Consider the following 12,088-nt stretch of genomic DNA (forward strand, 5'->3'; position numbering starts at 1 on the left):
TCCGCTCCTGTCTGCCCTCGATGGCAGCAGTCAATAGACCACAATAACTACAAAGGAAGTCTGGTCATGTACGCAGTACTGGTCACCGGCGGTAAGCAATACCGCGTCGCGCAGGGCGAAAAGCTCCGCGTGGAAAAGCTCGAAGTCGAAGTCGGCAGCGAGATCAAGTTCGACAACATCCTGCTGCTCGGCGACAGCGATGGCATCAAGATCGGCGACGCCCTGAGCGGCGCTGCGGTCACTGCCACCGTCCTGTCCCAGGGTCGTGCCGACAAGGTCCGGATCATCAAGTTCCGTCGCCGCAAGCACCACATGAAGCGCCAGGGTCACCGTCAGTACTACACCGAAATCGAGATCACCGGCATTGCCGGTGGCAGCAAGTAAGGAGATAGGTCATGGCACATAAAAAAGGCGTAGGCTCTTCGCGCAACGGTCGCGACTCCAACCCGAAATACCTCGGCGTGAAGATCTTCGGTGGCCAGGCCATCGACGCCGGCAACATCATCGTGCGTCAGCGCGGCACCCAGTTCCACCCGGGTACCGGCGTTGGCCTCGGCCGCGACCACACCCTGTTCGCCCTCGTGGACGGCAAGGTGGAGTTCTCGGTGAAGGGTGCGAAGAAGCGTCGCACCGTCAGCGTGGTTTCGGCCGAAGCCTGATCCAGGCGCGGCTGGCGCCCATGCCAGTCATGGGTGCGCTGCAGAAGAGCCCCGCTTCGGCGGGGTTTTTCGTTGGATGCAGCAGGTAGTTTCGACGTACATCCGGTCCACCGCGCAGGTGGCCGAGCCCTGGCGACGCCGGGGCAGTAGAATCCCAAGGCGACGGCAGGCTGCCGCGCCCATCGCAGGCATCGAAAAAATGAAACTGGTAGACGAAGCAGAAATTGAAGTGTTCGCCGGCAACGGCGGCAATGGCTGTATCGGCTTCCGTCGCGAGAAGTTCATCCCGCTCGGTGGCCCCGATGGTGGCGATGGCGGCGGCGGTGGCAGCGTGTGGATCCGCGCCGACGAGAACCTCAACACCCTGGTCGATTTCCGCCATGACCGCATCTTCAAGGCGCAGCGCGGCGAGAACGGCATGGGCCGCCAGGCCTATGGCAAGGGCGGCGAAGACCTGGTCATCACCGTGCCGGTTGGCACCACGGTGACCAACGTGGCCACCGATGAAGTGATCGGTGACCTGACCCAGCACGGCGATCGCCTGCTGGTGGCCAAGGGCGGCCGTGGCGGCCTGGGCAACATGCATTTCAAGAGCTCGACCAACCGCTCGCCGCGCCAGGCGCTGCCGGGCGAGCCGGGTGAAGAGCGCTCGCTGAAGCTGGAGCTGAAGCTGCTGGCCGACGTCGGCCTGCTGGGCTTCCCGAACGCCGGCAAGAGCACGCTGATCCGTGCGGTGTCGGCGGCGACGCCGAAGGTGGCCGATTACCCGTTCACCACGCTGTACCCGAACCTGGGTGTGGTGAAGGTGGAGAACTACCGCAGCTTCGTGATCGCCGATATTCCGGGGCTGATCGAAGGTGCCGCCGATGGCGCCGGCCTGGGTGCGCAGTTCCTGCGCCACCTGCAGCGCACGCGCTTGTTGCTGCATCTGGTGGACATCTCGCCGATGGAAGGCGGGGTGGAAATCTCGCCGGTGGAGCAGGTGCGTGCGATCGAGCGCGAGCTGGAACGGCATGATCCGGAGCTGCTGAACAAGCCGCGTTGGCTGGTGCTGAACAAGGCTGACCTGATGTTCGAGGACGAGGCCAAGGCAGCGGCCGAGCAGATCATTGCGGACCTGGGGTGGAAGGAGCCGTGGTTCCTGGTGTCGGCGCTGGGTCGTGAGGGGACGTTCCCGGTGATGAGCAAGATCATGGCGTTCTTCGATCGCCAGAAGGAAGACGAACTGCAGGCGCGTCACGCGGCTGGCGAGTAATCGGCTTCGTTTGGCATCGCGCGAAAAGTCCGGCTTCGGCCGGGTTTTTTTGTGGCTGTTGGTTGGCGGCGAGTTGGCGGCGAACGGCGGAGCCCCTCGTGGTGGGTCGCTCTACAGCTTGATTTCTGGGTTGGGCCGGGCGGGAGGGGTTGGTGGGGGACGGCAAGAGCCGCTCCTGCGGGCCTCGTTTCGCGCCATCCATGGCGCTCAACGCCCCCACCAACCCCTCCCGCCCGGCCCTGACAGTCTGCGCGCGGCCCGCCACGTAATGAAAAATGAAAAGCGGTAGCGCCGACCCATGGTCGGCGAGCGCAGCGGCGCCGTTGGCGGGAGCATTCCGCCGACCATGGGTCGGCGCTACCAGAGCACCGTGGCGCGTCGGGTGGAGGGAGCCCCTGAGTCAGGGGCGGCCGCGAAGCGGCGGGGTGTGGGTGCTGGTAAGGAGGGGCCCGCGGTTTGCGGAGCAAAGCGTGGGAGCGGCAGCGCGAATGCGATGACGTGTCCCGACCCACCACGAGGGGCTTCGCCGTTCGCCGGCCCAAATCGCAGGCAACAAAAAACCCGGCCGGAGCCGGGTTTCAAGTAGCAGCCAACGCCCTGGGGGCGCGGGCGACTTCGCCTGATCAGGCGGCCTTGAGGGCCTTGATGCGGGCGGTCAGGCGGCTCTTGTGGCGAGCAGCCTTGTTCTTGTGGATCAGACCACGCGCGCTGAAACGATCGAGGATCGGCTGGGCAACGGTGAAAGCGGCTTCGGCGCCGGCTGCATCGTTGTTATCCAGAGCCTTGATCACTTTCTTGACAGCGGTGCGCAGCATCGAGCGCTGAGCCACGTTGCGCGCGTTGCGCACGACGGTCTGCTTGGCGCGCTTCTTGGCGGACTTGATATTGGCCACGGTGGTGGTTTCCTGAAAAATCGGTGTTATGGGAACAGCAAGCTAGCTAGTATGATGACTCGAGAAATGTACGTCAAGTCGATTGTCAAGAGGATGTTTGAGTGAGTTCACCCAAGATGCTGCGGGGCCTGCTGTCGTTCAGCAGCATGACAATGGTTTCGCGGGTGTTGGGGCTCGTACGGGACACCGTCATCACCACGACTTTTGGTACGAACGCCACGACGGACGCGTTCTGGGTCGCCTTCAGGGTACCTAATTTCCTGCGCCGGTTGTTCGCCGAGGGCTCTTTTGCCACCGCCTTCGTGCCGGTGTTCACTGAAGTGAAGGAGACCCGCAGCCACGAGGAGCTGCGCGACCTGATGGCGCGGGTGGCCGGGACGCTCGCCGGCGTGTTGATGGTGGTGACGGCACTGGCACTGATCTTCGCACCTCAGCTGGCCAATCTGTTCGCCAGCGGCGCCACCACTGATCCGGCCAAGCAGGGCCTGCTGGTCGACCTGTTCCGGCTGACCTTCCCGTTCCTGTTCTTCGTCTCGCTGACCGCGCTGGCGGGCGGGGCGCTGAACAGCTTCCAGAAGTTCGCCATGCCGGCGCTGACCCCGGTCATCCTCAACCTGTGCATGATCGGCGGCGCCCTGTGGCTGGCCCCGCGCATGGACGTGCCGATCCTGGCGCTGGGCTGGTCGGTGCTGGTGGCCGGCATGCTGCAGCTGCTGTTCCAGTTGCCCTCGCTGAAGGGCATCAACCTGCTCACCCTGCCGCGCTGGGGCTGGAACCATCCCGGCGTGCGCAAGGTGATGACACTGATGATCCCGACCCTGTTCGGCTCGTCGGTGGCGCAGATCAACCTGCTGCTCGATACCGTCATCGCCGCCAAGCTGACCGATGGTTCGCAGTCCTGGTTGTCCTTGGCTGACCGTTTCCTGGAGCTGCCGCTTGGCGTGTTCGGGGTGGCGCTGGGCACGGTGATCCTGCCGGCGCTGGCCCGCCACCACGTCGGCACCGACCGCGCGGGCTTCTCCAATGCGCTGGACTGGGGCCTGCGGATGACCCTGCTGATCTCCATCCCGGCCATGCTGGGCCTGCTGCTGCTGGCCGAACCGCTGATCGCCACGATCTTCCAACACGGTGAATTCACCGCCTTTGACACCCGCATGACCGCGCTGGCCGTGTATGGCCTGAGCTTCGGGCTCCCGGCCTTCGCCCTCCTGAAGATCGTGCTGCCGGCCTTCTACGCCCGCCAGGACACCCGCACCCCGGTGCGCGCCGGCATCGCCGCGCTGGTGGCCAACATGGTGTTCAACTTCGCCCTGCTGGCAGTGCTGTATCACGTGATGGTGCCGGCGGAGCTGCGCGCGCAGGGCGTCATGCAGGCGCTGGGCCAGCAGCCGGGCCTGCACCTGGCGCTCGGCATCGCCAGTGCGCTGTCCAGCTACCTGAACCTCGGGCTGCTCTGGTACTGGCTTGGAAAGACCGACGTATATGAGCGCCGCCCCGGGTGGACGCGTTTCCTGGTCCGCCTGGCGGTGTCGTGCGTGGCGATGGTGGGCGTGCTGCTGGCCCTGCTGTACTGGCTGCCGGCGTTCTCGCCGATGGGCCTGTGGCAGCGGATCGGCGCGCTGTCGCTGCTGGTCGGGGCGGGCGGGGCGACCTACCTGCTGGTGCAGGTGGCGCTGGGCCTGCGTCCGCGCGACCTGCGTGGGCATTGATCCATGGCCACCACGGCTATACTTCATGGTTACCACAGTTGATCCAGCGGCCCGTGCCGGCCGCGAGCGGAGTTGATGAGCAGGTTGTTTCGAAGCGTTGAAGGCGGGGCGTTGTTCCCGCACGGAAGCGTGGTCTGCATTGGTGCCTTCGACGGCCTGCACCTGGGCCACCGGGCGCTGGTGCGCCACGCGGTCGCCCGTGCCCGCGCGCTGGGCGTGCCGGCCGTGGCCGTGGCCTTCGAGCCGTTGCCACGCGAATTCTTCGCCCAGGGCACGCCGCCACCGCGGCTGACGCTGGCGCGCGGCAAGGTGGAGATGCTGCGCGAACTCGGCGTGGATGCCATCGGCCTGCTGCGTTTCGATGCGCGCATGGCCGCCATGCAGGCCGAAGATTTCGTACGGCGCCTGCTGGTGCAGCGGCTGAGCGCGCGTGAAGTGTGGATCGGTCCGGAATTCCAGTTCGGCAACCGTCGGCGCGGCAACCTGGCGTTGCTGCAACAGATGGGCGCCGAGTTCGGGTTCCAGGCCAATGAGATCGAGCCGGTCCATCTGCGTGGCGAGCGCATCTCCAGCACCCGCATCCGCCAGCTGCTGCTGGCCGGTGATTTCGACCACGCCAGCGACCTGCTGGGGCGGCCCTACGCGATCAGCGGACGGGTGGTGCGCGGGCGCCAGCTGGGCCGTACGCTGGGCTATCCCACCGCCAACCTGCGTTTCCCGAAGACGCCGGCGCTGTCGGGCATCTATGCCACCCTGGTGCACGGCGTTTTCGAGCAGCCGTGGCCGTCGGTATCCAGCTTCGGCACCCGTCCCACCGTAGACGGCGTGGAGCCGCTGCTGGAAGCCCACCTTTTCGATTTCCAGGGCGACCTGTACGGTCGACACATCGACGTCGAGTTCGTGGCAAAGCTGCGCGACGAAGAAAAGTTCAATGATCTGGCGGCGCTGACCGACCAGATGCACCGCGATGCCGAACAGGCGCGCGCCATCCTTTCCGAACATAGATTGCGAGCCACTGCGTGAGCCAGGACTACAAAGCCACCCTCCATCTGCCGGCCACCGAATTCCCGATGCGCGGCGACCTGCCCAAGCGCGAGCCGGGCATCCTGGCGCGCTGGGAAGAGCAGGGGCTCTACGCGCAGTTGCGCGAGAACGCCGCCGGCCGCCCGCTGTTCGTACTGCATGACGGCCCGCCCTACGCCAACGGCCGCATCCACCTGGGCCATGCGGTCAACAAGATCCTCAAGGACATCATCGTCAAGTCGCGCTACCTGGCCGGCTTCGATGCGCCCTACGTGCCGGGCTGGGACTGCCACGGCCTGCCGATCGAGATCGCGGTCGAAAAGAAGTGGGGCAAGGTCGGGGTGAAGCTCGATGCGGTCGAATTCCGGCAGAAGTGCCGTGAGTTCGCCGAGGAACAGATCGAGATCCAGCGCGCCGACTTCAAGCGCCTGGGCGTGACCGGCGACTGGGACAACCCGTACAAGACGCTGAGCTTCGAGTTCGAAGCGAACGAGATCCGCGCGCTGTCCAAGATCGTGGCCAATGGCCACGTGATCCGCGGTGCCAAGCCGGTGCACTGGTGCTTCGACTGTGGTTCGGCGTTGGCCGAAGCGGAAATCGAATACCAGGACAAGGTCTCCCCGACGGTGGACGTGGCCTATACGGCGCGTGATTCCAGGGCGCTGGCCGCGGCCTTCGGCGTGGACCTGCCCGAAGGCGTGGAAGTGGCGGTGCCGATCTGGACCACCACCCCGTGGACCCTGCCGGCATCGCTGGCGGTGTCGCTGGGTGCGGCCATCGAATACTCGCTGGTGGAAGGCCCGGCGCACAACGGCGGCCGTCGCTGGCTGGTGCTGGCCACCGCGCTGGCCGGTCGTTCGCTGGCACGTTACGGCGTGCAGGACGTGGTCAGCCACGGCCATGCCAACGGCGCGGCGCTGGAAAACCTGCTGCTGGCCCACCCGTTCTATCCGCAGCGCGATATCCCGCTGCTCAACGGCGCCCACGTGTCCGACGAAGACGGTACCGGTGCGGTGCATACCGCGCCCGGCCACGGCCAGGAAGATTACGCGGTCAGCCAGCAGTACGGCCTGCTGGAGCGCTACCACGCCGGTGAAATCAATCCGATCGACGGTGCGGGCGTGTACCTGCCGTCGACACCGCCGGCCGGCGATGTCGTGCTCGCCGGGGTGCACCTGTGGAAGGCGCAGCCGCTGATCGTGGAGGTGCTGCGCGCGTCCGGCGCACTGCTGGCCTTCGCCGAGATCACCCACAGCTACCCGCATTGCTGGCGCCACAAGAAGCCGGTGGTGTTCCGCGCCACCCCGCAGTGGTTCATCTCGATGGAGAAGGCGAAGCTGCGCGAAGACGCGCTGACCGCCATCGACAACGTGGGCTGGTTCCCGGCCTGGGGCAAGGCGCGCATCCAGAGCATGGTCGATGGCCGGCCGGACTGGTGCATCAGCCGCCAGCGCACCTGGGGCGTGCCGATCGCGCTGTTCACCCATCGCATCACCGGTGAAATGCACCCGCGCAGCGTGGAGCTGATGCAGGCCGTGGCCGATCGCGTGCAGGTGGACGGCATCGACGTCTGGTACTCGCTGGACGCCGCCGAACTGCTGGGCGCCGAAGCGGCCGATTATGAAAAGGTCACCGACATCCTGGATGTCTGGTTCGATTCCGGCGTCACCCACGAAGGGGTGCTGCTGGCGCGTGGCTTCGGCAAGCCCGCCGACCTGTATCTGGAAGGTTCCGACCAGCACCGCGGCTGGTTCCAGTCCTCGCTGCTGACCGGTGTGGCGATCGACCGCCATGCGCCGTACAAGCAGTGCCTCACCCATGGTTTCACCGTGGACGAGCACGGCCGCAAGATGTCCAAGTCGCTGGGCAACGGCATCGAACCGCAGGACATCATGAAGACCTTGGGTGCGGACATCCTGCGCCTGTGGATCGCCTCGGCCGACTACAGCAATGAAATGTCGCTGTCGCAGGAGATCCTCAAGCGCAACGCCGATGCCTACCGTCGGCTGCGCAACACCGCACGCTTCCTGCTGGCCAACCTGGACGGTTTCGATCCGGCCGTGCACCTGCGCCCGCTCAACGACATGGTCGCGCTGGACCGCTGGATCGTGCACCGCGCCTTCGAACTGCAGGAAAAGATCAAGGCGGCGTACGAAAGCTACGACATGGCCGAGATCGTGCAGCTGCTGCTGAACTTCTGCAGCGTGGACCTGGGTTCGCTGTACCTGGACGTGACCAAGGACCGCCTGTACACCATGGGCGAGGACTCACGCGGCCGGCGTTCGGCGCAGAGCGCGATGTACCACATCGCCGAAGCGTTCACCCGCTGGATCGCCCCGATCCTGACCTTCACCTCCGACGAGCTGTGGGGCTACCTGCCGGGCGAGCGCAGCGCACACGTGCTGTTCGACACCTGGTACGACGGCCTGGCGCCGCTGCCGGCCGATGCCGAACTGTCCGCCGCCGATTTCGACCAGCTGCTGGCCCTGCGCGAGCAGGTGTCCAAGGTGCTGGAGCCGATGCGTGCCAACGGTGCCATCGGTGCCGCGCTGGAAGCGGAGATCACCGTCGCCGCCAGCGAAGAGCAGGCCGCACGCTGGCAGCCGCTGGCCGAGGAACTGCGCTTCCTGCTGATCAGCGGTGACGTGCAGGTGCGCCCGGCGACCACCGAGGAAGTGTTCGTCAGTGCCCAGCCGACCAGCAAGACCAAGTGCGTGCGCTGTTGGCACTTCCGTGCCGACGTGGGCAGCGTGGCCGAGCATCCTGATATCTGCGGCCGCTGTGCCGACAACATCGACGGTGCCGGCGAAGATCGGCGGTGGTTCTGATGACCGCCGTCCGTCCGCGTCCGAACGCGCTGATCTGGCTGGTCCTGTCGGTGGTGGTCATCATCCTGGACCAGTGGAGCAAGGCCTGGGTGCTCTCCAGCCTGCCCGAATACGAGCCGGTGCCGGTCATCGAAGGCTTCTGGAACTGGTTCCGCACCTACAACACCGGGGCGGCGTTCAGCTTCCTCAGTGATGCCGGTGGCTGGCAGAAGTACTTCTTCACCGTGCTGGCGATCGGCATCAGTGGCCTGATGGCGTGGTGGCTGTACGGCACCGCCCGCAGCAACTGGCGCAGCGCGCTGCCGTTCGCGCTGGTGATCGGCGGTGCCATCGGCAACGTGATCGACCGCCAGGTGCACGGCCATGTGGTGGATTTCATCCAGTGGTACGTGGGTGACCACTACTGGCCCTCGTTCAACATCGCCGACGCGGCGATCGTGGTGGGCGCCGTCGGTATCGCGGTGTTCGGCCTGTTCGAGGGCAAGTCGTCCAAAAAAGCGGATAATACGACCCCGTAACCCCCCAAGCCGGCCGACGCCGGGAGACGTTGAAGATGGATGTCCTGCTCGCCAATCCGCGTGGTTTCTGTGCCGGTGTCGATCGTGCGATCGAGATCGTGAAGCGCGCGATCGAAACGCTCGGCGCCCCCATCTACGTGCGCCATGAAGTGGTGCACAACCGTTTCGTGGTCGACGACCTGAAGCAGCGTGGCGCCATCTTCGTCGAGGAACTGGACGAAGTACCGGACAACAACACGGTCATCTTCAGTGCGCACGGCGTATCCCAGGCAGTGCGCCAGGAGGCCGATCGCCGTGGCCTGAAAGTGTTCGACGCCACCTGCCCGCTGGTGACGAAGGTGCATTTCGAAGTGGCGCGCCACTGCCGCGCCGGCCGCGACGTGGTGTTGATCGGCCATGCCGGCCACCCCGAAGTGGAAGGCACCATGGGCCAGTGGAACCAGGAAGCCGGCACCGGGAAGATCTATCTGGTGGAAGACGTGGAGCAGGTGGCCTCGCTGGTGCTCGACCAGCCGGAAAACTTCGCCTACACCACCCAGACCACGCTCTCGGTGGATGACACGCGCGGCATCATCGATGCGCTGCGTGCCAAGTTCCCCGCCATGCAGGGGCCAAAGAACGACGACATCTGCTACGCCACGCAGAATCGCCAGGACGCCGTGCGCGACCTGGCCAAGCGCTGCGACCTGGTGCTGGTGGTGGGCTCGCCGAACAGCTCCAATTCCAACCGGTTGAGCGAACTGGCTCGCCGTGAGGGCGTGGAGTCCTACCTGATCGACGGCGCGCACGAGATCGATCCCGCGTGGGTGACCGGCAAGCAGCACATCGGCGTCACCGCTGGTGCATCCGCGCCGCAGGTGCTGGTGGACGGCGTGCTGGCCCGCCTGCGCGAACTCGGTGCCGACGGCATCGGCGAGCTGGAAGGCGAACCGGAATCGATGGTGTTCGCCCTGCCCAAGGAACTCCGCCTGCGCCTGGTCGACTGACCATCGCGTTTTGAAGGCGCCGCGCTGCGCGCTCGCCGAGCACGGCTCGGCGCTACCGGGGCGTCTGACCGGCCGGGTGTGGTAGCGCCGACCCATGGTCGGCGAGCGAAGCGGCCGCCTTGGCTTTTGCGTTTGACGTTCCGGGCGGTGCACACCCGACTTTGCCCAATCCGGCCACCGGCCGATCCGTGACCTTTGGCCATGGGGCAGGGCGCGGCCGTAGGCCTAGGATCAAGGCTCTCCCTCTGCTGGAATTGCCGATGAAAACCCGTGCCCTGGCGCTGTCCGTCCTGCTCTCGTTGACGACTACGCCGGCACTCGCGCAGACCCCGCCGCCGGCCGACAGTGCCTGGCCCGGCACGCTGCGCATCAACGTCGACGCACGTGACCTGGACCGCCGCATCTTCAAGGTCACCGCCACGGTGCCGGCCAAGCCGGGCCCGCTGACCCTGCTGTATCCGCAGTGGCTGCCGGGCAACCATTCGCCCAGTGGCCCGATCGACAAACTGGCCGGCCTGCAGGTCACTGCCAATGGCAAGCCGCTGAAGTGGGAGCGTGACCAGTTCAACGTGTATGCCTTCAAAGTGGACGTGCCACAGGGCGCCACCGAAGTAGTGGCGCGCTTCAATTACCTGTCCTCGCAGGGCGGCAGCCAGGGCCGCGTGGTGATGACCCCGGAAATGCTCAACCTGCAGTGGAACGCCAGTTCGCTGTATCCCAGCGGCGTGGATGCCGGTGGGTTGCAGGCGCAGGCCAGCGTGACCCTGCCGGCCGGCTGGTCCTATGCGACCGCGCTGGAAACCGAGCGCCGCGACGGCGACACCGTGGTATTCAAGCCGATCAGCTATGAGCACCTGGTGGATTCGCCGTTGTTTGCCGGCGAGCACTTCCAGCGCTTCGACCTGGATCCGGGCGCGAAGCAGCCAGTGCACCTGAACGTGTTCGCCGACGATGCCAAATCGCTGAAGGCCAGCGCGGAGCAACTGAAGGCGCACCGCGCGCTGGTGCAGCAGATGGACAAGCTGTACGGCGCACGCCATTTCGATCATTACGACTTCCTGCTGGCGCTGACCGACAAGCTGGGCGGCATCGGGCTGGAGCATCACCGTTCCAGCGAAAACAGTGGCGATGTGGGCTATTTCACCGAGTGGGACAAGAACTGGTGGGCGCGCGATCTGCTGCCGCACGAGTACAACCATTCCTGGAACGGCAAGTACCGCCGCGGCGCCGACCTGGCAACCGCGAATTTCAACGTGCCGATGGGCGACAGCCTGCTGTGGGTGTACGAAGGGCAGACCCAGTTCTGGGGCCAGGTGCTGGCCGCGCGCTCCGGATTGTGGAGCACCGACCAAGCGCGTGACATGCTCGCCAACGTGGCGGCGACGTTCGATCGCGGGCGTCCCGGACTGGCCTGGCGGCCGCTGCAGGACACCACCAACGACCCGACCATCGCCCAGCGTCGTGGCCTGGCGTACCGCAACTACCAGATGAGCGAAGACTACTATTCCGGCGGGCAGATGCTGTGGCTGGAAGTGGAGGGCAAGCTGCGCGCGCTGAGCGGTGGCAAGCGTGGCCTGGATGACTTCGCCAAGGCCTTCTTCGGCATGGACAACGGCGAGTGGGACGTCAATCCGTACACCTTCGATGACGTGGTGGCCACGTTGAACACCATCGCCCCGGCGGACTGGGCCGGCTTCCTGCGCGAGCGCCTGGATGGCCATGGATCGCTGATCGGCGGGCTGGAAATGGCAGGCTGGAAGCTGGCCTACCGCGATACCCCGAACGAGGCCTTCAAGGCGCAGGAAACCCGCGCCAAGGCCGCGCTGCTGACCTATTCCATCGGGGCCACCGTGACCGATGCCGGCGTGGTGGGTGACGTGGTGTGGGACAGCCCGGCCTTCAACGCCGGTCTTGCACCGGGCATGTCCGTGATCGCCGTGGACGGACGCGAGTACAAGAGCGAGCGGCTGAAGGAGGTCGTGGCCGGCTCCAGGGACAGCAAAGCGCCGATCACCCTGCTGGTGAAGCACTTCGACCGGGTAATGCCGATCAGCATCGATTACCACGGCGGCGCGCAGTACCCCGCGCTGGAACGGATTGCCGGCACGCGCGATGGGTTGTCCGCGCTGTGGAAGGCGCGCTGACCTCAGCGTTGAGGCTCAGCCTGCCCCGGTAGCGCCGAAGGCAGCGGCAGGAGCCGCTGCCAACGTCGCCTGC

General features: G+C 65.9%; 10 protein-coding genes. 9 read left to right on the forward strand and 1 reads right to left on the reverse strand.

What is annotated here, in order from left to right:
* Nucleotides 1-66 precede the first annotated feature (66 nt).
* The 3 genes from rplU to cgtA all read left to right on the forward strand — a co-directional run bounded on the left by rplU (nucleotide 67) and on the right by cgtA (nucleotide 1,914).
* The gene (rplU, locus tag SOM47_RS05465) at nucleotides 67-384 is read left to right on the forward strand and encodes a 50S ribosomal protein L21 (protein ID WP_042615146.1); all 318 of its coding nucleotides are present in this window, start codon (nucleotides 67-69) and stop codon (nucleotides 382-384) included.
* An 11-nt stretch (nucleotides 385-395) separates the two neighbouring features.
* Nucleotides 396-659, forward strand: coding sequence for a 50S ribosomal protein L27 (gene rpmA, locus SOM47_RS05470; RefSeq protein WP_042615145.1), 264 nt, complete (start codon nucleotides 396-398; stop codon nucleotides 657-659).
* Between the two features lie 199 nt (nucleotides 660-858).
* Complete coding sequence (gene cgtA, locus SOM47_RS05475; RefSeq protein ID WP_320504970.1) at nucleotides 859-1,914, forward strand: Obg family GTPase CgtA; 1,056 nt, start codon at nucleotides 859-861, stop codon at nucleotides 1,912-1,914.
* 623 nt (nucleotides 1,915-2,537) lie between these two features.
* Here the strand turns inward: cgtA and rpsT are convergent.
* Nucleotides 2,538-2,807: a 30S ribosomal protein S20 gene (gene rpsT, locus SOM47_RS05480; protein WP_042614258.1), complete on the reverse strand. Its 270-nt coding sequence runs from the start codon at nucleotides 2,805-2,807 to the stop codon at nucleotides 2,538-2,540.
* A 116-nt stretch (nucleotides 2,808-2,923) separates the two neighbouring features.
* Between rpsT and murJ the strand changes: the two genes are divergently transcribed.
* The 6 genes from murJ to SOM47_RS05510 all read left to right on the forward strand — a co-directional run bounded on the left by murJ (nucleotide 2,924) and on the right by SOM47_RS05510 (nucleotide 12,015).
* Nucleotides 2,924-4,516 carry a murein biosynthesis integral membrane protein MurJ gene (gene murJ, locus SOM47_RS05485; RefSeq protein WP_320505064.1) on the forward strand — a complete coding sequence of 531 codons (1,593 nt, stop codon included), beginning with the start codon at nucleotides 2,924-2,926 and terminating at the stop codon, nucleotides 4,514-4,516.
* 75 nt (nucleotides 4,517-4,591) lie between these two features.
* On the forward strand, nucleotides 4,592-5,539 hold the full coding sequence (locus tag SOM47_RS05490) for a bifunctional riboflavin kinase/FAD synthetase (protein ID WP_320504971.1): 948 nt from the start codon (nucleotides 4,592-4,594) through the stop codon (nucleotides 5,537-5,539).
* Nucleotides 5,536-8,367, forward strand: coding sequence for an isoleucine--tRNA ligase (gene ileS, locus SOM47_RS05495; RefSeq protein ID WP_320504972.1), 2,832 nt, complete (start codon nucleotides 5,536-5,538; stop codon nucleotides 8,365-8,367). Before SOM47_RS05490 ends, ileS begins: the two co-directional genes overlap by 4 nt.
* Nucleotides 8,367-8,885 (forward strand): signal peptidase II, encoded by a 519-nt coding sequence (gene lspA / locus SOM47_RS05500; RefSeq protein ID WP_057509280.1) that lies wholly within the window; start codon nucleotides 8,367-8,369, stop codon nucleotides 8,883-8,885. Before ileS ends, lspA begins: the two co-directional genes overlap by 1 nt.
* 35 nt (nucleotides 8,886-8,920) lie before the next feature.
* Nucleotides 8,921-9,871 carry a 4-hydroxy-3-methylbut-2-enyl diphosphate reductase gene (gene ispH, locus SOM47_RS05505; RefSeq protein WP_320504973.1) on the forward strand — a complete coding sequence of 317 codons (951 nt, stop codon included), beginning with the start codon at nucleotides 8,921-8,923 and terminating at the stop codon, nucleotides 9,869-9,871.
* 260 nt (nucleotides 9,872-10,131) lie between these two features.
* Entirely contained in the window at nucleotides 10,132-12,015 is a 1,884-nt protein-coding gene (locus SOM47_RS05510; RefSeq protein WP_320504974.1) for a M61 family metallopeptidase, read from the forward strand.
* The last annotated feature ends 73 nt before the right edge of the window (nucleotides 12,016-12,088 follow it).

Origin of the sequence: Stenotrophomonas sp. CFBP8980, assembly GCF_034046095.1 — a bacterium.
GTDB lineage: Bacteria > Pseudomonadota > Gammaproteobacteria > Xanthomonadales > Xanthomonadaceae > Stenotrophomonas > Stenotrophomonas lacuserhaii.